This window comes from Pseudoalteromonas sp. H105 (genome assembly GCF_001469215.1).
Lineage (GTDB): Bacteria > Pseudomonadota > Gammaproteobacteria > Enterobacterales > Alteromonadaceae > Pseudoalteromonas.
In genome coordinates, this window is record NZ_LOFH01000001.1 from 280,460 (window position 1) to 302,676 (window position 22,217).

The 22,217-nt window shown below is 40.0% G+C and carries 23 protein-coding genes; 7 read left to right on the plus strand and 16 right to left on the minus strand.

Annotated elements, in window-relative coordinates:
* Positions 1–9: 9 nt before the first annotated feature.
* Genes ATS75_RS01240 through ATS75_RS01255 form a run of 4 tightly spaced genes read right to left on the minus strand, consistent with a single transcriptional unit; the run spans position 10 to position 2,939 of the window.
* Entirely contained in the window at positions 10–477 is a 468-nt protein-coding gene (locus ATS75_RS01240) for a glycine zipper 2TM domain-containing protein (RefSeq protein ID WP_058558608.1), read from the minus strand.
* 17 nt (positions 478–494) lie between these two features.
* Complete coding sequence (gene lpoB, locus ATS75_RS01245) at positions 495–1,106, minus strand: penicillin-binding protein activator LpoB (RefSeq protein ID WP_152996173.1); 612 nt, start codon at positions 1,104–1,106, stop codon at positions 495–497.
* A 28-nt stretch (positions 1,107–1,134) separates the two neighbouring features.
* Positions 1,135–1,557 carry a YcfL family protein gene (locus ATS75_RS01250; protein ID WP_058558610.1) on the minus strand — a complete coding sequence of 141 codons (423 nt, stop codon included), beginning with the start codon at positions 1,555–1,557 and terminating at the stop codon, positions 1,135–1,137.
* An 8-nt stretch (positions 1,558–1,565) separates the two neighbouring features.
* Positions 1,566–2,939, minus strand: a complete 1,374-nt coding sequence (locus tag ATS75_RS01255) for a COG3014 family protein (protein ID WP_058558611.1) — start codon at positions 2,937–2,939, stop codon at positions 1,566–1,568.
* Positions 2,940–3,172: 233 nt separating this feature from the next.
* On the opposite strand from ATS75_RS01255, the gene ATS75_RS01260 reads away from it, so the two are divergent.
* Positions 3,173–4,042 carry a DMT family transporter gene (locus tag ATS75_RS01260; RefSeq protein ID WP_058558612.1) on the plus strand — a complete coding sequence of 290 codons (870 nt, stop codon included), beginning with the start codon at positions 3,173–3,175 and terminating at the stop codon, positions 4,040–4,042.
* On the opposite strand, the gene ATS75_RS01265 is transcribed toward ATS75_RS01260, so the two are convergent.
* The 7 genes from ATS75_RS01265 to ATS75_RS01295 all read right to left on the minus strand — a co-directional run bounded on the left by ATS75_RS01265 (position 4,017) and on the right by ATS75_RS01295 (position 10,670).
* The gene (locus ATS75_RS01265; RefSeq protein WP_058558613.1) at positions 4,017–4,718 is read right to left on the minus strand and encodes a M15 family metallopeptidase; all 702 of its coding nucleotides are present in this window, start codon (positions 4,716–4,718) and stop codon (positions 4,017–4,019) included. The genes ATS75_RS01260 and ATS75_RS01265 overlap by 26 nt on opposite strands.
* A complete protein-coding gene (dapE, locus tag ATS75_RS01270; protein WP_058558614.1) occupies positions 4,715–5,845 on the minus strand; it encodes a succinyl-diaminopimelate desuccinylase in 1,131 nt (376 codons plus the stop codon). The genes ATS75_RS01265 and dapE overlap by 4 nt, the downstream gene beginning before the upstream one ends.
* A complete protein-coding gene (locus tag ATS75_RS01275; RefSeq protein ID WP_058558615.1) occupies positions 5,842–6,189 on the minus strand; it encodes an ArsC family reductase in 348 nt (115 codons plus the stop codon). The genes dapE and ATS75_RS01275 overlap by 4 nt, the downstream gene beginning before the upstream one ends.
* A 1-nt stretch (position 6,190) precedes the next feature.
* A complete protein-coding gene (locus ATS75_RS01280) occupies positions 6,191–6,688 on the minus strand; it encodes a PTS glucose transporter subunit IIA (RefSeq protein ID WP_058558616.1) in 498 nt (165 codons plus the stop codon).
* 2 nt (positions 6,689–6,690) lie between these two features.
* Positions 6,691–7,083: an ACT domain-containing protein gene (locus tag ATS75_RS01285; protein ID WP_058558617.1), complete on the minus strand. Its 393-nt coding sequence runs from the start codon at positions 7,081–7,083 to the stop codon at positions 6,691–6,693.
* 217 nt (positions 7,084–7,300) lie between these two features.
* Complete coding sequence (pta, locus tag ATS75_RS01290; protein WP_058558618.1) at positions 7,301–9,454, minus strand: phosphate acetyltransferase; 2,154 nt, start codon at positions 9,452–9,454, stop codon at positions 7,301–7,303.
* A 1-nt stretch (position 9,455) separates the two neighbouring features.
* Positions 9,456–10,670 (minus strand): acetate kinase, encoded by a 1,215-nt coding sequence (locus ATS75_RS01295; protein ID WP_058558619.1) that lies wholly within the window; start codon positions 10,668–10,670, stop codon positions 9,456–9,458.
* A gap of 313 nt (positions 10,671–10,983) precedes the next feature.
* Here ATS75_RS01295 and yfbV point away from each other — a divergent pair, with 313 nt between their 5' ends.
* Entirely contained in the window at positions 10,984–11,430 is a 447-nt protein-coding gene (gene yfbV / locus ATS75_RS01300) for a terminus macrodomain insulation protein YfbV (RefSeq protein ID WP_058558620.1), read from the plus strand.
* Here the strand turns inward: yfbV and ATS75_RS01305 are convergent, their stop codons facing one another.
* The 3 genes from ATS75_RS01305 to xthA are packed head-to-tail and all read right to left on the minus strand — an operon-like array spanning position 11,431 to position 13,710.
* A complete protein-coding gene (locus ATS75_RS01305; RefSeq protein WP_058558621.1) occupies positions 11,431–12,228 on the minus strand; it encodes a putative RNA methyltransferase in 798 nt (265 codons plus the stop codon).
* Positions 12,225–12,857: an energy-coupling factor ABC transporter permease gene (locus ATS75_RS01310; protein WP_152996167.1), complete on the minus strand. Its 633-nt coding sequence runs from the start codon at positions 12,855–12,857 to the stop codon at positions 12,225–12,227. Before ATS75_RS01310 ends, ATS75_RS01305 begins: the two co-directional genes overlap by 4 nt.
* Before the next feature lie 43 nt (positions 12,858–12,900).
* The gene (xthA, locus tag ATS75_RS01315) at positions 12,901–13,710 is read right to left on the minus strand and encodes an exodeoxyribonuclease III (protein ID WP_058558622.1); all 810 of its coding nucleotides are present in this window, start codon (positions 13,708–13,710) and stop codon (positions 12,901–12,903) included.
* A gap of 238 nt (positions 13,711–13,948) precedes the next feature.
* On the opposite strand from xthA, the gene ATS75_RS01320 reads away from it, so the two are divergent.
* The 3 genes from ATS75_RS01320 to rluB all read left to right on the plus strand — a co-directional run bounded on the left by ATS75_RS01320 (position 13,949) and on the right by rluB (position 16,129).
* The gene (locus ATS75_RS01320; protein ID WP_058558623.1) at positions 13,949–14,380 is read left to right on the plus strand and encodes a hypothetical protein; all 432 of its coding nucleotides are present in this window, start codon (positions 13,949–13,951) and stop codon (positions 14,378–14,380) included.
* Positions 14,381–14,672: 292 nt separating this feature from the next.
* Positions 14,673–15,263: an SMC-Scp complex subunit ScpB gene (gene scpB, locus ATS75_RS01325; RefSeq protein WP_058558624.1), complete on the plus strand. Its 591-nt coding sequence runs from the start codon at positions 14,673–14,675 to the stop codon at positions 15,261–15,263.
* The gene (gene rluB / locus ATS75_RS01330) at positions 15,260–16,129 is read left to right on the plus strand and encodes a 23S rRNA pseudouridine(2605) synthase RluB (protein ID WP_058558625.1); all 870 of its coding nucleotides are present in this window, start codon (positions 15,260–15,262) and stop codon (positions 16,127–16,129) included. The genes scpB and rluB overlap by 4 nt, the downstream gene beginning before the upstream one ends.
* Positions 16,130–16,185: 56 nt before the next feature.
* Here rluB and ATS75_RS01335 read toward each other — a convergent pair whose 3' ends face one another.
* On the minus strand, positions 16,186–16,938 hold the full coding sequence (locus tag ATS75_RS01335; protein WP_058558626.1) for a YciK family oxidoreductase: 753 nt from the start codon (positions 16,936–16,938) through the stop codon (positions 16,186–16,188).
* A 253-nt stretch (positions 16,939–17,191) separates the two neighbouring features.
* Here ATS75_RS01335 and ATS75_RS01340 point away from each other — a divergent pair, with 253 nt between their 5' ends.
* Positions 17,192–19,648, plus strand: a complete 2,457-nt coding sequence (locus ATS75_RS01340; RefSeq protein WP_058558627.1) for a VolA/Pla-1 family phospholipase — start codon at positions 17,192–17,194, stop codon at positions 19,646–19,648.
* Positions 19,649–19,761: 113 nt separating this feature from the next.
* The gene (gene sohB / locus ATS75_RS01345) at positions 19,762–20,781 is read left to right on the plus strand and encodes a protease SohB (protein WP_058558628.1); all 1,020 of its coding nucleotides are present in this window, start codon (positions 19,762–19,764) and stop codon (positions 20,779–20,781) included.
* A gap of 59 nt (positions 20,782–20,840) precedes the next feature.
* On the opposite strand, the gene ATS75_RS01350 is transcribed toward sohB, so the two are convergent.
* Positions 20,841–22,175, minus strand: a complete 1,335-nt coding sequence (locus ATS75_RS01350) for a dicarboxylate/amino acid:cation symporter (protein WP_058558629.1) — start codon at positions 22,173–22,175, stop codon at positions 20,841–20,843.
* Between the last annotated feature and the right edge of the window lie 42 nt (positions 22,176–22,217).

Sequence of the window (22,217 nt, forward strand, 5' to 3'; positions counted from 1 at the left end):
TTGGTTCACTTAGTAAGCTTTATCCACTCTGACAGAGTTATCAGATAAATAAACAAGGCGTACTTGATCGCCTTTGGTAAATAACATGCGGTTATCTTTATCTTGAACCACCATGAACTGTTTGCCACTTTCAACCGTTATCATCATTTCAACTAATTCATATTGAGTATAATAGCTGCTTTTCTGGCGGTTGTGAGCGATGTTGCCACCAATGACTGAACCTAAAATTGTCGCTGCGGTTCGCCCGCTACCACCACCAAATTGGTTTCCAATGACACCCCCTAATAAGGCTCCTCCAAAGGTTTTCCAGCCGTTGCTCTTATCTTGAATAAGCTCACGTTCAGTGATTGTGCGAACAGACTCGATTTTACCAAATAATACCTGTTGGACAGGCACCGCTTTGTTTCGTTCATAAGCGGCGACTGTTGGGCTAGGTATCAATAGCAGTGCAAATAATAAGAAAACAAGTTGCTTCATGTTATGCTCCCAGGCTATTACCAGCCAAAGGTTGATTTTTCACGTGTTTTGCGGATTTCTGTTTCATCAGCCCATTCCACAAGGCCACTTTTTAGATCCATTAACCGCATGGTGAATTTATAATAAACATCGGCTTTATCAGCGTTTGATTTCACAATGCTTGATAAATTTCCGTATAGCATATACTGCGCTCCAACTTGCTGGCCAAATGCTACTGCGGTTGCTGGGTTTACTAGGGCATCTTCATTCTGGAATGTAAGTTGCTCTCGGGCGGCTTCTACACGACCCATATCAACAAAACGAAACTTCCCACTGCGCAACAACTGAGTTGAAATTGAATCCGTGATTGATTCGGTATCAATATGCTCACTGGTCTTATTTTTAATTCGCTCTACGAAAACGATAGGACGTGTATTGGCAGTCATGGTTCCAATAACAGGTGATGCAAGCAACGAATCAGTCATTTGACTGGCTACTTTTTGCAGATCAGTTGAGCCAAAGTTGATATCTGTTGTTTCTACTGCTTGTGCGTCACCATAGCTGACCACGGCTTTATTAGCACAGCCGCTTAAAGCGAGGGTGCTGAGGCCAATCAGAGCAAGGCCTGTTAATTTATTAAACGTGGCCATTTTATTTAATGTATTCATTTATATTTCCTTAATCTTCAAATTCTTGTGCTTTTGTTGAAACTTCTCTTACTGCTAATGAAAACGTCACCGCATTTGATGTAGGGGCCAGACCTGGTAATTGAATATTTGCAAAACCAAATAAGTTAAGAGCTTGCCAAGGGGAGTGATTGCCCTTAATGACAAATCCATCTTTGTCGTACCATGTGAATTGGTATTGTAAATATTGTGACTTTTTATATTGACTGGCTAGCGTTACAACAACGTCTGTTAACTCATTCGTTTGGCGTGTTTTAACATCTATAATCGCGAGCTTTTTACCAAGCTCAGGATTGCTTACTTTTAATTGTTGCTGGTAATGTGAATGTTGCTCGACAGAAATACCTGATGTTACAGGCCTGCTAGAACAGGCTGCGAGTAAACATACCGATAATAAAGGTATTAAAATTTTCATGGCAGCTCCTAAAGTTGCACTACATGAGAGTTAAAGTAGTTATTGATAGAGGTTAGATAGATCAATGTTAACCCCTGCTTACTAACCGTAAATTTTATGCTTGGTTGGTTGTTTCCTATTTTTAGCGTGTGTTCACCCGGTGAGATATTCTGCCTTGCAATGCTTATCTGATTAGGCAGGGTAGACCAACTCCGGGTATCAGCTTGCTCTGACGCTAAGTTATAAATGTTTGCTAAAATATTACCCACGTCGCCTCCGCTTCGAGCAAGCTCTGCTCGCACTTTTTCTTTGGCAATCAGTCTAAGCACTTGGCGAGTCATTCTTGCAGGGGCTTGCGACTCTAGCGTTTTTGCTGCAAGTGCCTCAATGCGCACAAGTGGTTCAATAGGCAGTGATTTGTCAGCTATAGTGACATGGCTGATTGTTGGAATAAATGCGCTTCCCTTATATACCGGTACAGCTAAACTATAAAATCGAGCATCACCTTTCGAAGTGTAAATTGGTAATTGTAAAATAAATTCATCTTTTTTAGGGACTAAGCCTTGCTCAATAAAAACAATGACCTCACCAGTCTCTTTGGGTTGTTCTAATTGCCCAAAATGTTTTTCATATTCAACAAGATCCTGCTTAAACCCTTGCTTTTTAGCTAAGCGCATAACATCTTGTTGGAGGTATACGTTACTTGGATTTATTTCTAATGCTTTTTTATAATCAATATAGGCATCGTCAAACTGCTTGCTACTCTGATAAAGCAAGGCTGATAAATAAAATGTATACGCATTTTGATATCCATTTCTTACATCTAGCGTAATCTCTGACATGGTTGGGTAATATTTTTGTGCGTCTTTTATTGCAGAGTCAATCTCTTGTTTGTTCTCATTTAATGCATCCACTTGAACTTTATTTGCCCGGCGCACTTCAACTAACGCGCTTTCGATGTCATTTTGGTAAACATAATTCAGTGCTTTATAACTGTGTAACATACTCATTTCATAAGGTGCGGGTATGTATTCAATGACCGAATCATTTGTTAATAGCGCATTACCTTGTTCTAATGAGCTTGAAACCCTTATTTTTGCTGCCTGGCGGAAGTCTTGCATTTGTAAATAGATGGCTTCGTAATTAATTTGCGCACTGGCGTTTTGATTGCTCAACTCTTTAAGGCGTGCAGTTTCTAATTGGTTTAATAAATAATTACTATGTGATAACCCATTATTAGGTAAAAGTTGTTGTGCTTGGTCTACGTTATTTGCACTGATTGCCTGGCGCACAGGGGTCACCTGAGTGGCGTAATCTGTAAACAAGTCAGTGAGACCTATAGTACTGCAACCACTTAAGCCACTTAGTAATAAACTCAAACATAAAACGACACTGCGACGCACATATTGCTCCTTAATCAATTATCTACACATTAGCATAGTCTGATTAACCTTCGATGATAAACAATGTAAAAAATCGTACAAACGGGCGTTATGAAATTAATATTTGTATATCGAGGTCTTATTAAAACTGTTAATGTTTATGACGTATTTTAATATGAAAGTCATAGTAAGCCTTCATGACTGTAAATAATGTAGATGTTGTTTGAATCAGTACACCCATCAAAGGAAATAAATTGAAAGTAACGCTCTATACTTTATTTGCACTTATCGCTTTTGCAGCAAATTCTTTACTGTGTCGATTAGCACTTGTAAATGGGCATATAGATGCATGGAATTTCACAGGGTTACGTTTGGTAAGTGGTGCGATGTGTCTAGGATTTATTTTATTTATTAGTACTTATAGTAAAGCCAGCTCAAATAATGACGTTCGTGACGAACAAGGGAGTTGGCGAAGTAGTTTGAGTTTGGTGGTTTATGCGCTTTGTTTTTCTATTGCTTATGTCGATCTTGATACAGGAACTGGTGCACTCATTTTATTCTCTGCGGTACAACTAACAATGATCAGCTGGGGAGTATTTTCAAAAGAACGGCTCTCTAATGTGCAATGGCTAGCATTCCTAATTGCTTTAGGTGGTTTCATCTATTTAATGATGCCCTCCACAAAGGCACCTTCATTGATACCGGGTTTATTAATGATGCTTAGTGGCATAGCGTGGGGCATATACAGTATACGTGGTAAAGCATGTAAGGCACCGCTTAAAGCGACAGCGTTAAATTTTTTTAGAAGCTTATTTATTGTTCCTGTGATGCTTATTGTAGGTTTTAGTGCATTGTCAGGTATTAGTTGGGAGGGAATTTTATTGGCTGTACTCTCAGGTAGCCTTGCATCAGGTCTAGGTTACAGTCTGTGGTATGTTGCAATGCCATTATTAAAAAGTAGCCAAGCTGCAGTTATCCAATTATTAGTGCCGGTCATCGCTACTATCGCGGGTGTCATCTTTTTAAATGAAAACGTCACATTGCATTTTATAATTGCAAGCGCCGTAATACTTGGCGCTGTACTGGTTTTTTTAAAGGCTAAATCGGCATCGGCGCAACATTAGTTACATAGCGATTAAATAGGGTGGGCAAATGTTTTACGATTGCTTCTTTACCCAGTAAATCGCTGCATTTTATTTGATTTTCAATCACCTCTAAGGTTATTTGGCTACACATAATCTGTGATTGTTTTATGTGACTAATATGCCAAGGCTCAGGGGAGACACCTCCAAGGTCGTCTTGATAAGGGCGATAAAAACCGTATGCTTTTAAATTGTTATCGAGCCATGCCGTTAACAGAGCAAATGGACCTGTCTCGCTATACTCGTGTGGGTTTAGTTGTAGTTCATAATCAGCAGCTATCGCGGCTTCATCATATACATCAATATCAGTTCCCAAGTGATGACGACTAGCGCCAGGCAGCGCGCTATAAAGTAATATGGCATGGCATTTATCAATATCGGTTAACGTTGATAAATCGATAGCGACTTGTTGTTTATTAAAAACAGGCCGTTTTCCAGAAAACTTCGCATTCCAAATGGCACTTTGTCTGTTGAAATCTCTAAAACTTGATGCAATAGCCAACGAAAAGCCGGCTTTTTTTGCTGCTTGTTGCAATGCTTTAAAATCATCAGCAATCTGTGCATGCACACGGTGGCGGCCAATATCTATTAAGTGATCATCACTGCAACCGGTTGCACATGCAATTAATTGTGAGGGAGTAAGAGAGCGCATTGTCATGTTAGAAGTTGCTCTAAAATTTGCTCGTAAATTTCACTTAATTCAATCAGGTCATCGGTACTGACACATTCATTCACTTTATGAATTGTTTCGTTACGCGGGCCAAGTTCTATTACTTTAGCGCCTGTTTGAGCAATAAAACGCCCATCTGAAGTACCGCCTGATGTTTCAAGTACAGTATCACGGCCTGTTACATTCTTAATTGCAGCTGTGGTGGCTTCAATCAAAGGGCCACCTTCAGTGATAAAGGGTTGTCCATTCACAATCCATTTTAACTCGTAATCAAAATCGTGTTGTTGCAGTATTTCATTGACTTGCTGTTGTAACTGTTGATGCGTGACTTCGGTACTGAATCGAAAATTAAATTGAATTTCAAGCTCACCTGGAATTACATTACCAGCACCTGTTCCACCATTAATGTTTGATACTTGAAAGCTTGTTGCGGGGAAAAATTCGTTACCCGTATCCCATTGCGTTTGGCTCAATTGTGACAGTGCAGGAGCCGCTAGGTGAATTGGGTTTTTAGCTAGGTGAGGGTAGGCAACATGACCTTGTATCCCTTTTACCGTTAAAAAACCGGTTAATGAACCGCGTCGCCCATTTTTGACTACATCACCAAGCGCATTTCTAGAAGATGGCTCACCAACAAGGCACATATCAATTTTCTCGTTGCGTTCTTCCAATGTATCAATAACACGCGTTGTACCATTGATGAATGGACCTTCTTCGTCAGACGTTATTAGAAAGGATATAGAACCTTTGTGATCAGGATGCTTTGCAATGAAGCGTTCTGTTGCGACAATCATTGCAGCTAAAGACCCTTTCATATCTGCAGCACCACGACCATGTAGCATGCCATCTTCAATCAGGCCTGAAAACGGTGGATATTGCCAGTCTTTTTCTGGTCCAGTTGGCACAACATCAGTGTGGCCAGCAAAGCAAAAGTGTGGTGAAGTATTTCCCTTGCGGGCCCAGGTGTTGAGCGTGTCGGTAAAAAACATAGACTCAATATTAAAACCTATAGCTTGCAAGCGCTGATTCATCATTGGTTGACAATCAGCGTCTTCAGGGGTTACTGAGCGACGTTGTATGAGTGCTTGCGCTAATTCAATGACAGGATGATTCATACTGAAAAAATCTCATCATATTGTGGTGCTTTAAAGCCCAAATAGTACGAATTTGCATGAATCAAAACAGGGCGCTTGATCATCGCAGGGTGTTCAACTAATAAAGCGAGTGTATTGTCTTTATTAAGCGTTTGCTTTTGTTCTTCCGTTAGTTGACGATAAGTAGTGCCTCGCTTATTTAGAAGATCTTCCCAGTCAATGTGTTGTGAAAATGTGGTAATCATTTCTTTCGAAATGCCGTCTTTACGATAATCATGGAATGAAAATTCGATATTATTATCAGTTAAATATTTTTTAGCTTTTTTAATTGTGTCGCAATTGCTAATGCCGTAAAGAGTCGTCATATTATTTCTTCTTGGTTAACGTTAATAAAGTGTCTATCCCTGCGCTCACATGAGATAGGGAGTAATGGATAGGGGTCAATTGATGCCCATTTAATAGAACAAGAGTGGCTAAAAGTGGGGTATTTAGGTTGCGCAGATCAAAATAGGCAAGTCGTTGCCCTCTGACAATTTTACTCCCATTTAATTGGGCTATGTGTGTATGTAACATATCGATTTCTTGATCAATATGTAAGTTAATCAGTATTTTAAGGCCGTTTTTTGCTTGTAATACAAACTCCGTACCTGCATTTTTTACTTGAATTAGCACACCATCGAAAGGTGCTAGCACTTTGTGGCTTGTTAACTCAACGATGATGCCTGGACCCAGTGTGCCGAATTTGAAAAAAGGTTCAGGGTGTTCACACAGTGGTCTCACTTTACCTGTAAATGGGCTGGTAATGTGTAGATTAGTGCGATCAGTTTGTGCTTTTGGTGAAAAGGTAATATCAATATTTTTCATTATTAGATTGGCTCTTTGAGCACAGTATAACCATCTTTTTTTAATGTTTTAATGGCGTCATCAATACGTTGTTTCTTGACCAATACATAATCTGTGTCGTAGGTAGAGAGTGCAAAAATTGAAATACTGGCACTGGCTAATACGCCAGATATATTTGCCATAATACCGGTGAGTGAAAAACCTAACGGACCGACCACTTCCAAGGCAAGCCAGTTATGTTCGGCATCCAAACTATCAATATTAAAACTACTTGGGCATACAATAGACAGTTCATCATGTGTTTTAGAAATGAAAAAAATATGTTGTTTAAACAAATCGTTTGGAATAGGGCTATCAACATCAAGGCTGTGTATTGTAAATACGGTACTATGGAGTTGTAATGTTTGCTTTGACATTATAGACCCTTATTAAAATTCAACTTTTATGTATTGAATAGTATAGCTAAAAAGCACTGAATAAAAGCGCAATCTTGTCCACAGTTTCTGTGGATAACAATGGGGTTAGATAGGTATAACCACTGTAACTCATTAATTTTAAAATTCTTATTTTATTGGGTAGATAAACAACGAATGAAATGTAAAGTAAGCGTAGGGCTTACTTTACACATACAGATTACTTGAGATTAGCAACTTGTTCGGCTTGGATTGCTGTCAGTGCAATGGTGTAGACGATATCATCCACTAATGCACCACGGCTTAAATCATTCACCGGCTTTCGCATTCCTTGTAACATGGGCCCTATACTAATTAAGTCAGCACTTCGTTGTACAGCTTTGTAAGTTGTATTACCAGTGTTCAAATCCGGAAAAATAAACACTGTGGCTTTCCCTGCAACGGGGCTATTAGGTGCTTTCTTCAACGCTACATTTTCCATAATAGCGGCATCGTATTGCAGTGGGCCGTCAATGATAAGGTCTGGACGTTTTTGTTGGGCTAATTTGGTTGCTTCACGCACTTTTTCAACATCAGCCCCAGTACCTGAAGTGCCTGTACTGTAGCTTATCATCGCAACACGAGGCTCAATACCAAATGCCGCTGCGGAGTCCGCTGATTGAATAGCAATGTCCGCGAGTTGTTCTGCTGTAGGGTCTGGGTTAATGGCGCAATCACCGTAGACAAGTACTTGATCTGGTAACAGCATGAAAAATACAGAAGACACTAATGAAGAGCCCGGTGCTGTTTTAATCAATTGGAGTGGCGGCCTTATGGTGTTTGCAGTTGTATTAACCGCACCGGAGACCAAACCATCAACAACGCCTTGCTCTAGCATCATTGTACCAAGGACGACATTATCTTGTAATTGCTCCAGAGCTACAACCTCGGTTAGCCCTTTCGTTTTTCGTATGTCTACCATAGGAGCAACATAGTCTTGTAGCACGAATTGAGGCTCAACAATTGTTACGTTTTCATTAAGTTCAACACCTTGTTGCATCGCAATGCGGAGAATCTCTTCTTTATCACCTAATAAAACAGTTTTTGCAATACCACGTATGCCGCAAATTGCTGCTGCTTTAATGGTACGAGGCTCGTTCCCCTCAGGCAATACAACCGTTTTATTGGCATGACGTGCTTTATCTGTGAGTAAATACCTAAAAGCAGGTGGCGACATTTTACGTGTTTTTCCAACACTTTTAGCAAGCGTATCTAACCAGTCGGAATCGATGAAGCTGGCATTATGATGCTTAACTTTATCAATACGCTGAATGTCATCACACGGTACTTCCATATTGAAGTTATGCAATAAAAGTGATGTACGCCAAGTATCAGCTTGGGTACACAATATAGGTAAACCCGTCGCCATGGCTTGTTCGCACAATGTCATAATGCGTGGTTCAGGTTTAAAGCCACCCGTGAGTAGAATCGCGCCTATTTTAGTGCCATTCATTGCCGATAGACAAGCAGCGACCAGCACATCAGACCGATCACCTGGGGTCACAAGTAACGCGCCAGGAGTAAAATGATTAAGTATATTCGATACTGTACGTGCACAAAAAGTAACGCGTCGTAGTCGCCTATGGGCCATGTCACCTTCGTTCAATACATCGGCTTTTAAATATGCACTTAAATCCTTTACCCTAGGTGCAACTAATTCAAAATCCCATGGTATTGAGCCAAGTAACATAAATGGGTGCTTTCTAAATAAAGGCAATGAGGCTAAACGATTGACTTCGTTTTCTAGCGCCTCAGGGTTGTGAGAATCAACTAAATCTGCGCGAGCTCGCCCTTCATCATCTAGCGGGGCGTTTACTTTGTTAAAGATACATCCAAGCACCCTTGCATGACCAACACCGCCATAATACCCAGCTGCTATTTCTAACTTATCTTCTATTTGATCGTTACTATCATTACCTGGGGTTAATATAAATACAATTTCAGCCCCTAAGGTTTGTGCAATCTCACGATTTACACGCCCTGCATAAGGTTGGCGACGAGTGGGGACCATTCCCTCTATGATGGCAACTTCATCATTACTGATGGTGTTTTCGAACCGCTCAACAATTTCTTCTAATAGATCATCACCTTTTCCATCACCAATCATTTGCTCTGCATAATCAAGTGCAAAAGGAGCCGGAGGGGTGATTGGAGAGCCTTGCGTGACGATTTGAGTTGATTTCTCAGGGCCGGTTTCTCCAGAGCGAGGTTGGGCAATGGGTTTAAAAAAATTCACTTTTACTGCTTTTTGCTCAAGTGCACGAACTAACCCTACAGACACTGATGTTAAACCAACACCCGTCGAAATAGGCACTAACATTATTCTACGGGCCATTTTATTGCTCCTGTGCGATGTTTGCTGCATCTTGGGCTATTACCCACTCTTCATTTGTGGGCATAACAACGGCTGTTGTATTTGCATTCTCAGAACTGATGATACCTTGGCTACCAAAGCGTGCATCTAAGTTTGCTTGGATATCGCAATCAAGGCCTAAAAAGGCTAGTTGTTTAATTACTTTACTGCGAATTAGATCTGAGTTTTCACCAATTCCCCCGGTAAAAATAAGTGCATCCAATCGTTGCAGAGGCACCATAAATGCGGCTATTTGCTTTGCAAGCCGATAGCAAAACATGTCCAGCGCAAGGTTAGCTCTTTCATTTCCAGCAAGGGCTGCTTCTTCAATTGTACGGCAGTCGTTTGAGAGTTCACTAATACCCAATAACCCACTATCCTTATTGAGCAAATCATCAATTTGTTTAGCTGTGTAGTCTAATTGCGTGGTTAAAAAGTTAAACAAGCCCGGGTCTATATCACCACTGCGAGTTCCCATTATTAAACCTTCTAGTGGTGTTAACCCCATACTGGTATCAACACTTTTACCATTTTTTATTGCGCATACTGAACAGCCGTTACCTAAATGTGCACTGATAAAATTACTGTGCGCTAGTGGCTTATTTAATAGTTCAGCTGTTTGTGTGGCGACGTAATAATGGCTGGTTCCATGAAATCCATAGCGCCTAACACCATGTTGTGTATAAAGTTTATAAGGTAACGCATACAAATACGCGACTTTATCCATTGATTGATGAAAGGCAGTGTCAAAGACGGCTATTTGTGGAAGCCCTTTAAATGAAGCTTTAGCTGCTTCAATGCCGAGTAAATTCGCTTTGCCATGCAAGGGGGCGAGTGTAGCCGATTGAGTTATTCCATCGATAACAGACTGATCAATGAGCACTGATTTTGTAAAATGTTCCCCACCGTGCACAACACGGTGTCCTACAGCAATTAAATTGTCAGCTAAATTGTGATCTTTAACAAGGTTTACCAGAGTATCTATTGCTTTAGCGTGAGCTTGCCCGCTTGCAAGATCTAACACGGTCTTTTTACCCTGATACTTATACTTAATAGAAGGTGTGTCTGATCCGAGACGTTCAGCAAGGCCTGAAATAATTTCATTAGCAGAATTTGCATCAATAATTGCAAATTTTAGGCTGGAACTGCCACAATTAAGCACTAGTACATGGTGTGAGGAATTTGGTAGCAAAGGCATAAATAGGTCTCATTTTGGCTATAACAGTAAGTGCGCATTAACCTAGCGCATTGAATAAACACAAGAGCGTCACAATAAGTAGGTTAAAGATAAATAGTAATCTGCCGATTACCAACTATGATTAAACTAAAGTCTAGTTGATTTAATGCCTGTATATTTTAACGCATTTATACATTTAACGTTAGCCATAACCTTGATTAAACTCAAGCTTTAGCTAGGTTAACAAGCAATTAGATTTTACAAAGGAATGTCGTTTTGAGTATGGTACACTCGTAGAGTTAAACCGTTAAACCAGCGACACCGAGGAGTTATGATGCAAAACAGTGTGATGTCACAAGTCCAAACTGGTCGAGAATACGCAAAAAGTTGGCCTATGCGCAAAGAGCTAGCCCCATTATTTGCAGAATTTAAAGTTATTAAAGCAACGGAATTAGCAATTACCGTAATGCCAATACTGGCCATGATCACATTGTTTATGCAGATCAATTACCTTGGCAGTGATTTCTTACCTCAAGCAATTGCTATTGCGCTATTTTTCTTATCGCTCCCATTGCAAGGATTGCTGTGGTTAGGAAAGCGAGCAGAAACAAATTTAGAGCCCGCGACAGAACATTGGTTTAAAGAGCTCCATACTAAAATGGTGGCCAATGGGTATGAAGGCTCTTTAATCAAAAACAAACCACGTTATGTTGATTTGGCACGTCTTTTAACGGACATGTTTGAAAAGATGGATCGTGCGTTTACAAAAGAAAATCTCTAGTCACATTTTTTTAAAGTGGCTAACATAAAACGACAAGGTGACGGTGTGCTCACCTTGTTGTTCTAGCATCTGCCAGTGTTCAGGTCTAAATTTCCACGCAAACGGTGTCATAGTAATTAAGTTTTTCACGTCAGTGAAGTTGAGCTCCACCTTCTGTTCTATTAAATCCTGTGCAACTAACTCAAAGTGAGCAGGAACATCTATTGGTGAGTGGTCGTTTACCTCTTTATAAATATACTGCTTTAGTTCTTTCAAGTGCCATGGGCCAGGGCTTGCCACTATTAATGAACCATGGCGTGTGAGGAGTCGGTTAAGCTCTTGTTCAAATAAAGGTGCAAAAATACTGACTAACACATTTGCTTCATTGTCAGCAAAAGGGGCATGGCTTATCGATGCGACACTAAAATTACATGTTTTATAGCGCTTTGCTGCATATTTTACCGCAGATTTTGAAATGTCTAAGCCGTATACATTTGCATTAGCAAGACTCGCGATTGCTTGTGTGTAAAACCCTTCACCACACCCTAAATCAATAACGTTTTCAGGGTTGACCGAGGCAACAAGTTCAGCCACTTTTTGTTGCAGAAACCGGTAGTGTCCAGTCGTTAAAAAAGCACGTCTTGCTTGTACCATGTCAAGATTGTCACCTGGCTGCTTTGAATTTTTCTGTTGCACAGGGAGCAAATTGATATAGCCTTCTTTAGCATAATCAAAACGATGATTGTTAGTACACGTCAATGTGTTCATATCTGAGTATAAAGTGTGTTTGCAAAGGGGGCACTGATAAGCGAGACTCATGAGTCTAGGTAGTCCTTGTCGTAAAAGGTTTTCACCCAGTGTGGGCGATAAGTAATAAGTAGCGATATAGCCATGCCGTTTAGCATGGCTTCGGGAAACCAAATAATTGCACATAGGTACATGTAATTTTCTGATAACTCATACCAATCGTACGTACCATTAAAATAATGGAAAGCACTCAGACTTACTATTTTCAGGCAGCTGACAAGTGCGGCACATAGAAAGCTGCATACGAAAATATAAATAAAAAAATGTCGGGGCAATAGGTTGTAGCAAATGACAAATATGCCGTAGCTAATAAGTATTGGTAAAAAGCCAGTGAACAATAAATGTAAGCTAAATAGTGAAATGGGTAATTGTGAAAAAACAACGAGCAATAAACTCGCAAGCATTGCACTCAATAAAGCAAAACGCCAACCTATCACTAAGGTAATGGCTGTAGCACCAAGAATATGCAGTTCAAGGCCAGGTAATATTCCCGCTCTAATTTGCCATAAAGTAGTAAAAATTAAAGCACAAGAGAGCACGCCAATTTGCCGAGCGGGCTGGGTAAATAGGCTACTAAAATAGTGTTTACTAAATCCCAGCCACACAACAACCCCAACAACGAACCACAGGCTCAGTTGCATGTTTTGACTAACCAGCGAGAGAGTGTTGGGATTAGTTAACATACTATTGAGAGAACGTAGACCAAATAGGCGCATGATCTGAGGGCTTTTCAATCCCTCTTAATTCATAATCTATTCCCGTATCTATGCAACGAGCGGCTAAAGAAGGTGTTGCAAGGACCACATCTATGCGCAGGCCACGATTATCATCAAAGCCTTTAGAGCGATAATCAAACCATGAATATTGATCTGTTGTGTCAGGGTTAAGTTCACGGAAGGTATCTTTAAATCCCCAATCAAGCAATGTTGCAAGCCATTGTCGCTCAATGGGTTGAAACGAACACTTTCCTGTTTTTAACCAGCGTTTCTTATTTGGTTCACCAATACCGATATCTAAATCTGTAGGCGATATATTAATATCACCCATCACAATAACGTCCTCATTATTTCGATGGTTGTTATTAAGGTGCGTCATTAAATCTTGGTAAAATTGCTTTTTGTATGGAAACTTGGTTTCGTGATTAATATTGTCACCTTGCGGGAAATAACCATTCATCACTGTTAGATCACGGCCATTTTCTTGTGTAAGCGTTACTGAAATCATTCGTTTTTGGTGGTCATCAGTGTCTGTAGTAAACCCTTTCAAAACCGACTTTGGCTCACTTTTACATAACATCGCGACACCATAATGTGCTTTCTGGCCATGAAAATAGACGTGATAGCCCATTTTTTGAACATCATCGAGTGGGAAAGCCTCATCATGGACTTTGATTTCTTGTAAGCCGATAACATCTGGTTGATGTTTATCAATGATTGCTTGAAGCTGATGAAGGCGAGCACGAAGCCCATTAATATTAAATGAAATGACTTTCATATTGTTGGCCTAAAAAAAGAATATTTATCATTAAATTCTATCATCAAATCGTGTGCGATACATGTGCTTATTCATTACTAAAAGTTGGTTTATTGTTGTACAAATGATGATTAATTATTAAACATTGTTAACCTCTCATTAAATAGTATATTAAATGAATTATTCAGTTGATTTGTGTTTTTGTGTATATATAATGCACGAAATTCACCCGTTCAATACAATTCAATACAGGTAAATCATGAAAAAACAACTTTTAGCTATTTTCGTTGCAACAGTATCATTCTCACACGTTACTCAAGCTGCTGAGTACTTCAGTGCAGATAAGAAAATTGAATCAAAATTGTGCTCAATTAGTGCAAACGAAGGTTTCTCTGTTGCGCGTAAAGTAGCGTCAAAGCATGGTATTTTCTTATCTCGTTATTCACAAAGCATATTGTGTAATGGTGAAGATATTCGTTCAATTGCAAAAAAAGTTGAAATGAAAAACCGTGATGTAAAGTTGATAGAAGTGTTTGCTGAAAACGATCAAACAGAAACGCAATTGTGTATTACTGCAGTGAAAAAAGGCCTTGAGCCAGTGCGTGCAAAAATTGGTAACCTAAATTCACTTCGTTGTAATGGTGAAGTTGTTACTGATTTTGTTAAGCGTTACCAAAACGCGGCTATTTAATAGCTTAGTTTGAATAAAAAGCGCTAAAGTAGCGCTTTTTTTGTGGGTTAAATTCACCCAGCTCGCTCATTCTCGAGAATACACCGTTAAATACAACTATAAACTAGTACGTGTTTAATGTAGCGTTTAAATACTTTTAATGCTGTATCTGACATTGAAGCAGTCAGATATGGTAAGCACGGGCAACGATTATTATTTTGCCTTTTTAGATAATAATTTTTCCAACCTTTGGCGTGATCTGTCATAATGGGTGGTTAATCAGAACCACACATAACAATTGATGGCTTTATAAATGGCGACAAAACGATTAAGTGATGAACAGCTCATTGAAATCATTGAAGCGGCGATATTTGTTGCACCAAAACCATTAAATAAGCGCTACATTAAAGACACTGTATTAACTGACTTAAGTGTCTCGATGGCACGTGTAAATCAAGCGATAGAGCAGATCCAAGTACATTATCAAACGCGAGGAATTCGTTTGGTGGAAGTGGGCAATGGGTACCGTTTTCAAGCATGTGAAAGTCTTGCCCCTTGGTTAAATAACTTATTCCAAGAACGTGCCCCTAAATATTCACGCGCATTATTAGAAACGTTGTCTTTAATTGCTTATCGCCAACCAATAACGCGTGGTGAAATAGAGCAAGTACGTGGTGTGGCTGTTGGCTCTGGTATAATAAAATCCCTTCTCGAAAGAGATTGGGTCCATGTGGTCGGCTTTAAAGAAGTGCCTGGAAAACCAGCCCTTTATGCGACAACAAAACAATTTTTAGATTATTTTTCGTTAACTGATCTGGATAACTTACCTGATCTGCCAACACAGCAGACAAATAAGATAGACCAGTTATTGAGTGATCCTTCTGTGAGAGAACTATCCGAATGAGTATACAAGGTGAAAAGTTACAAAAAGTACTAGCAAGAGCAGGTGTGGGTTCGCGCCGCGAAATGGAAAAATACATTGACGCAAATCGCGTGAGTGTAAATGGTAAAGTGGCAAAATTGGGTGACCGTGTTGAAGAAACAGACCAAATTCGTGTTGACGGCCACACGGTAAAAATTGAAGAAAAAGCAGAACGTATCTGCCGCGTTATTATGTATAACAAACCTGAAGGAGAGCTATGTACGCGTAAAGATCCTGAAGGGCGACGCACTGTTTTCGACCGTTTACCCCGTATTGATGGTGAACGATGGATAGCGGTAGGTCGATTAGATATTAATACAGCAGGTTTAATGTTGTTTACCAATGATGGTGAATTAGCAAATCGTTTGATGCACCCTAGCTACGAAGTTGAACGTGAGTATTCAGCACGAGTATTTGGTGAAGTTACCAATGAAACAATCAAGAACTTAACCAAAGGTGTAGAGCTTGAAGATGGTGTTGCCAAATTTTTGAATATCAAACCATTGGGTGGTGAAGGTATTAATCGTTGGTACAACGTAACACTGACTGAAGGTCGTAACCGAGAAGTACGCCGTTTGTGGCAATCACAAGATGTTGATGTTTCAAGGTTGATACGTATTCGTTACGGTAAATTAGAGCTTGATAAGCGTTTACCTCAAGGCGGTTGGAGTGAATTAGATTTAGAAACGGTTAACTATTTACGTAAAACGGTAAAACTAGGCCGTGAAACGCAAACTAAGCTTTCTGTCATGCCTGAAAAACGCAAAGACAAACGTGCAAAAATAAACCAGATCCGCAAGGCTGTTAAAAAGCACAATAACCGCGTGAAGCAAACTAAACGCCGTTAAGTAGTAAACTATCAAATATCAAAGCCGCTTTATAGCGGCTTTTTAGATCTAATTTATCATGCAGGCTTTTTAACTTGTGCATCCAAAGACTGTCCATTAATTTCTTTAGAATCATCACTCATTAAATAAAGGTAAGTCGGCATTAAATCCTCAGGGGTGGCCAGTTTATCGCGATCTTCTCCTGGGTATGCAGTGGCTCGCATAGTGGTTCGCGTTGCACCTGGGTTAATGCAATTAATACGAATGTTTGTTTTACCTACTTCTGCTGCCCATGTTTGCATCATGCCTTCTACAGCAAATTTCGAAATGGCATAGGCACCCCAAAACTCTCTCCCTTCTCGGCCCACACCTGAAGACGTAAATATAATGGAGGCATTGGGTGACTTACGAAGAACAGGAAACATGTATTTAGTTATCATTGCTTGCGCCGTAACATTTACTTTCATTATGTTGTCAAATGTAGATGCACAAAAATGTTCTAATGGACCGAGTGCGCCAATGATCCCAGCGTTATTTAGTAGGCCGTCTAATTTTCCGAATTGCTGTTCTATAGTGGCGCCTAAATCACGGAAATTTTGTTTTGTAGCCCCTTTTAAATCCATTGGAACAATAGCTGGTTTAGGGTAGCCAAGCGCAACAATCTCATCATAGACACATTCAAGTTTTTGCGTGGTTTTACCAAGAAGAATAACCGTTGCTCCATGCTTAGCATAGGTTATGGCAGCGACCCGGCCTATACCATCACCTGCACCAGTTATCAGAATTACTTTGTCTTGCAGCGCGTTCTCGGCGGCTTTGTAAGTTTGCATAATAGAGTACCCAAAGAATCAATTTTTGTGATTTTAACATAGCAAAACACCAAGTTATCGAATTTATTGTAAAATTAGGTGGCGAAAGTTGAAACTTTACGTTAACTTTAACTGGTCTAATGTCTCATTAATAAACTTATTACAATATTTTAACGATTTTATGACTGTAACTTTGGCATTATATTTGAAACATTAACTATACTTATACAACTGAACACACAATAAAAATAAGATTATGCGCGGAGCAAATCATATGAAAAAAATGCTACTCTCACTCTCAATTACAGCTGTACTAACTGGTTGTGGCGGCGGTGAAACGTTAGAAGATATTAAAAACGATACGCCACCGATCATACCTACTGCCACTGTCAGCTTTGATCCCTCAAATGGTGTTATTTCTGTACCAAATGACTTATTAATGAGTGGTACAAAAGATGGCACGCTAAACATTCCTGGTGAACTTGATGATGACGGTGTGTCCGTTCCTCGTAATGCTTATGCTAATCCATCATTAGCACTTGGTGCACTAGATGGTTGGTCAAGCCAAGTTCCTTATAAAATTGATTTAGTCATGCCTTCATTTGTCAGCAGTGATGTACCAGAAGGTATTAGCCTAGATCCAGCTTCGGCTTCAGTACCGGGCGCTGTTCGTATTTTTGAAGTAATTATGGGTGCAAGCTTAACTGATGCAGAATGCTCACAAGCACCTGCAGGTACTGCCTGTAAATTAGTCGGTGAGTTAAGCTTTGGTGTTGACTTTATTACTAAACCAAGTGGTAATGGTGTTGCTGTTATTCCATTGAAACCATTCAAGGCTGGCAGTTCATATATAAATGTCTTAACTACCAGTTTAAAGGACTCACTTGGTCGTTCAATTGAACCATCTTCAACTTATGGGCTAGTTAAACAAGAAGCGCCATTGGTTACCGCGTCGCAACTTGCGCTTCAAGGAGCAGTGAACAGCTATGAAAATACGGTTGTATCGGGTGGCGGCATTACAAAAGATGAGATCATATACTCTGCTGCAATGACCATTCAATCAGCAGGACCTGTGCTAAGTACAATCAAATCGTTACTGGCGGCAAGTTTAGCTCAACCGAGTTTACCAACGCCTGCAGTTCAAGTGCCTGAGCAACCAATGCTGAATGTTACTCAAGTTTTTGCTTCTCAAGGAATTACGGGTTTATCGCCAGTGTTTTCTGGTGTGCAATATCAAAAAGGTGGTGTGATGCTACCAATGTATTTGGCAACACCGACAGGTAAAGAAATTTCAGACCTAGCTGATACATATTGGCAAGGTATGTGTGATAACGCTGTGGCTGTTTTAGGGTATAAAGCGGCTGCAGGTGATGCTTTTCCAAATGAACCAATTTCAGTTAATGACGGCACGTGTGCTGCGTTGAGTGAAGGCCGTTTGCGTGATTTAGGCTTAGATAGCACAAAGCATTTAACAAAGTATAATTCAATACCAAAAGTACAAAGCATGGCAAATGTGCCAGTTCAAGTAACTAAACCAATTTTACCTGTTTTGAATGGGATCCGTGCTCAATTAGGCATGGATGAGTTGGTAATGCCTGAAGGCGGTTGGCCCGTTGTTATTATGCAGCATGGCATTACGTCTAAAAAAGAAGACATGCTTGCACTAACGGCTGCTTTGTCGATGCAAGGTTTTGCAACAGTTGCAATTGACCATCCTGTTCATGGTGAACGTGGTATTGATGTTGATGGTGACGGCACCGATGATTTTAACGCAAGCACAGGCTCAGTTCTTGCGTATATGAATCTTCAATCATTGCTTGTTGCACGAGATAATTTAAGACAGTCTTCAGCTGATCTATTAGGCTTACGTCTTGGTCTTAACTTCATCAATGATACATCTTTAAATACGATGGATGTTTCATTCATTGGTCACTCATTGGGTTCAGTTGTGGCACCTGCTTTTATTAGCCAAGCGAATAGCCCGCTCGCTGATCAAGTCGATCCATTATTCAAAGTGAATTCTGTTGCATTGGCAAGTGGTGGTGGTGGTTTAGCCAGTTTCTTACTAGAGTCAGCTAGCTTTGGACCATTTGTTCAGGGTTCTGTTTTAGCGTCTGCAGGTACGACAGAATCGGCTGAATTTGTTAGCTATATGTCAAATGAAGCAGTATCTAATTGTGGTGCATTAGCTGCAAATCAACAGGCTTACATCAGCTGTGCCTATAATGAATATGTAACGTCGTTAACTGTGGCTGGTGAGACTGCAAAACTTGCAAACATCGAAGGCGTTATGACACAGTTTGCGTTTGCATCTCAAACAGCGTTAGATAGTGGTGATCCAACCAATTACGCAGCCGCTGTTAATGCACTTGGCACACCAGTTTATATGAATGTGGTGGTAGGGGATGGCGAAGGTAATAAACAGGACCAAGTTATTCCTCCAACGACATCAATTAACCCAATAGCCGGTTCATTACCACTAGCTAAACTGATGGGGCTGGCGACAGTAGCACAGTCACAAGCACCTACGGATGACGGTATGAGTTACTTAGTGCAGTTTACTAAAGGTCATCATAGCTCTGTGCTAACACCAACTCCAGCACAAGGTTCTGGTGCAACAGTTGAAGGCAGTGCTGCTGCTACGACTGAGATGCAATTACAAATTGCAAGTTACTTGGCTACGCGTGGTAAAGCTCTATTAATTACAAACACAGATGTTGTAACCAACTAAACATAATTTAATCCAACCAATAAAAAGCCACTGAAAAGTGGCTTTTTTGTGTTTGATTGGCATGTTAGTTCAAGTTCGGTTAAATTAGGGAAAATTTATTTTGGAGATGAGCGTTGGAATTTCTTTACGAGTACGGTTTATTTTTAGCAAAAACAGTTACTTTTGTTATAGCGATTGGAGCAATTGCTATCATTGTTGTTGCCACAGCAGTCAAGCCTAAGGCAAAAAAAGGTGAAATAGATATTGAAGATGTGTCAGAACAGCTTGATGAGTTAAATTCAAGTTTTCTTGAAAATACACTTTCAAAAAAAGCACTTAAAGCGCATCACAAAGCACAGAAAACGCATGCAAAGGAACAAAGTGATGACGAGGTGACCAAGCCTCGTTTATACGTGATTGACTTTATTGGCAGTATGGATGCGCATGAAGTTGATAGTCTACGAGAAGAAGTCACAGCAATCATTTCAATTGCTGATCCTAAGCTTGATAAGGTACTTGTTAGGCTTGAAAGTGGAGGCGGTGTTGTTCACGGTTATGGTTTAGCCGCGTCACAATTACAACGTTTGAAAAGTAAGGGTATTCATTTAACCGTATCAATTGACAAGGTTGCTGCAAGTGGTGGTTATATGATGGCGTGTGTTGCAGATACAATTGTAGCCGCACCATTTGCTATTGTTGGTTCGATTGGTGTGATTGCTCAAATACCAAACTTTAATAAAATTTTAAAGAAGAACGATATAGATTTTGAACAAATTACGGCAGGCGAGTTCAAGCGTACACTGACCTTGTTTGGAGAAAATACCGATAAGGCACGTGAAAAGTTTCGTGATGAAATAGAGCATACACATGACTTATTTAAATCATTTGTTAGTACACAGCGACCGAGTTTAGAGATTAATAGCGTTGCAACAGGAGAGCATTGGTTTGCAACTCAAGCGATTGAAAAAGGGCTTGTTGATAAAATAGAGACCAGTGATGACACGCTTTTAGCGCATCAGCAATCATGTCAAATTTATAAAGTACACTATAAAGTGAAAAAATCACTCAGTGATAAGTTTGCAATTGGATTGAGCAACACGATGAACAGAGCAGGTATTTCTATACTTTCTCGGTTTAAAAGTCTGAACCCGTGATTTTATTTTAGCCAATAAAAAACCCGCAACAAGGCGGGTTTTTTTATCAAAAGTCTACATTATGAATCGGTAGACTTATGATAATCTTCTAAATCCTTTGCAGCATCTGGATCATTAAATACCGCTTCATCTAATTGACCTTCAGACTTTGCTACAACACAGGTGACCATACAGTCACCCGTAACATTGACCGCTGTTCTGGTCATATCGAGTAAGCGATCAACGCCAATGATGATTGCTATCCCTTCTACAGGCAAACCAACTTGGTTAAGAACCATGGCTAACATAATTAAGCCAACGCCAGGCACACCAGCCGTGCCTACTGAAGCCAATGTTGCTGTGAGAATAACCATTAGGTAATCTGAAATAGTCAAATCAACAGAGAAAACTTGTGCGATAAACACAGTGGCAACACCTTGCATAATGGCTGTGCCGTCCATGTTAATTGTCGCGCCCAGAGGAACAGTGAAAGAAGCGACAGAATTATTTGCACCTAGCTTTTTAGTTGCTGTTTCTAACGTAATAGGCATCGTTGCACTGGAGCTTGATGTACTAAAAGCGAATAAACACGCATGGCGCATTTTCTTTAAGAATGTAAGCGGGTTCAAACCTGTTAATAGTTTAAATAAAACAGAATAATTAACTAAAGCGTGAATAAATAGTGCAACGACTACAACACCAAAGTACTTGGCCAAACTAACAATTAAGTTAAGCTCGATGGTGGTGAACAGTTTAGCCATTAAGCAAAATACACCATACGGCGCTACATTCATCAATAGTGTCACAAGTTTTAATATAACGGTGTTTAAATCTTCAAACACCACAGCTACTCTTTTACCTGCGCCACCACTTAAAGCCATTGCAATACCAAAGAGTAATGCAAACACAATAACCTGTAACATATTGCCGCTGGCCATTGCATCAATTGGATTAGTCGGAAACATATCGATAATGACTTGGGCAAGAGTCGGTGCTTCTTTTGCTGCGAAGGTGGCTTCACTGGGAAGGTTAATGCCTTCACCTGGGTTTACAAGTAATGCAAGCGTGATTGCAACGGTGATTGCGATCGCTGTAGTGATTAGGTATAAGCCAATTGATTTACCACCTAAGCGACCTAATTTTTTTGGGTCGCTGAGGCTACAAGTACCACATACCAATGAAACAAACACAAGCGGCACAACAAGCATTTTTAAACTTGCAATAAATATTTGTCCACCTATATGAAATAAGCCATCTACAAAAAAGCTTTTAATTGGCAAAGAGAATAACCCAAGCGGGATTAGATAATCGTCTTCGCCAGCTAAAATAGCCTGAAATGCAAAGCCTACCAGTACACCTAGAAACATACCAATCATGATACGGCTAGTTAAACTCATTGAACGGATTTTCGACATAGTTACAATCTATTTTTATAAATTTGCCATAGCCTACCAGCA

What these genes read in the sequence shown, in the direction of transcription:
- ATS75_RS01280 (WP_058558616.1), bottom strand. Translation starts at nt 6,688, where the DNA reads ATGAAAAATATTGATATTACCTTTTCACCAAAAGCACAAACTGATCGC.
- ATS75_RS01350 (WP_058558629.1), bottom strand. Translation starts at nt 22,175, where the DNA reads ATGTCGAAAATCCGTTCAATGAGTTTAACTAGCCGTATCATGATTGGT.
- ATS75_RS01305 (WP_058558621.1), bottom strand. Translation starts at nt 12,228, where the DNA reads ATGAGTCTCGCTTATCAGTGCCCCCTTTGCAAACACACTTTATACTCA.
- ATS75_RS01250 (WP_058558610.1), bottom strand. Translation starts at nt 1,557, where the DNA reads ATGAAAATTTTAATACCTTTATTATCGGTATGTTTACTCGCAGCCTGT.
- yfbV (WP_058558620.1), top strand. Translation starts at nt 10,984, where the DNA reads ATGCAAAACAGTGTGATGTCACAAGTCCAAACTGGTCGAGAATACGCA.
- pta (WP_058558618.1), bottom strand. Translation starts at nt 9,454, where the DNA reads ATGGCCCGTAGAATAATGTTAGTGCCTATTTCGACGGGTGTTGGTTTA.
- xthA (WP_058558622.1), bottom strand. Translation starts at nt 13,710, where the DNA reads ATGAAAGTCATTTCATTTAATATTAATGGGCTTCGTGCTCGCCTTCAT.
- ATS75_RS01320 (WP_058558623.1), top strand. Translation starts at nt 13,949, where the DNA reads ATGAAAAAACAACTTTTAGCTATTTTCGTTGCAACAGTATCATTCTCA.
- lpoB (WP_152996173.1), bottom strand. Translation starts at nt 1,106, where the DNA reads ATGGCCACGTTTAATAAATTAACAGGCCTTGCTCTGATTGGCCTCAGC.
- ATS75_RS01340 (WP_058558627.1), top strand. Translation starts at nt 17,192, where the DNA reads ATGAAAAAAATGCTACTCTCACTCTCAATTACAGCTGTACTAACTGGT.
- dapE (WP_058558614.1), bottom strand. Translation starts at nt 5,845, where the DNA reads ATGAATCATCCTGTCATTGAATTAGCGCAAGCACTCATACAACGTCGC.
- ATS75_RS01265 (WP_058558613.1), bottom strand. Translation starts at nt 4,718, where the DNA reads ATGACAATGCGCTCTCTTACTCCCTCACAATTAATTGCATGTGCAACC.
- scpB (WP_058558624.1), top strand. Translation starts at nt 14,673, where the DNA reads ATGGCGACAAAACGATTAAGTGATGAACAGCTCATTGAAATCATTGAA.
- ATS75_RS01240 (WP_058558608.1), bottom strand. Translation starts at nt 477, where the DNA reads ATGAAGCAACTTGTTTTCTTATTATTTGCACTGCTATTGATACCTAGC.
- ATS75_RS01310 (WP_152996167.1), bottom strand. Translation starts at nt 12,857, where the DNA reads ATGCAACTGAGCCTGTGGTTCGTTGTTGGGGTTGTTGTGTGGCTGGGA.
- ATS75_RS01275 (WP_058558615.1), bottom strand. Translation starts at nt 6,189, where the DNA reads ATGACGACTCTTTACGGCATTAGCAATTGCGACACAATTAAAAAAGCT.
- rluB (WP_058558625.1), top strand. Translation starts at nt 15,260, where the DNA reads ATGAGTATACAAGGTGAAAAGTTACAAAAAGTACTAGCAAGAGCAGGT.
- ATS75_RS01295 (WP_058558619.1), bottom strand. Translation starts at nt 10,670, where the DNA reads ATGCCTTTGCTACCAAATTCCTCACACCATGTACTAGTGCTTAATTGT.
- ATS75_RS01285 (WP_058558617.1), bottom strand. Translation starts at nt 7,083, where the DNA reads ATGTCAAAGCAAACATTACAACTCCATAGTACCGTATTTACAATACAC.
- ATS75_RS01335 (WP_058558626.1), bottom strand. Translation starts at nt 16,938, where the DNA reads ATGCAAACTTACAAAGCCGCCGAGAACGCGCTGCAAGACAAAGTAATT.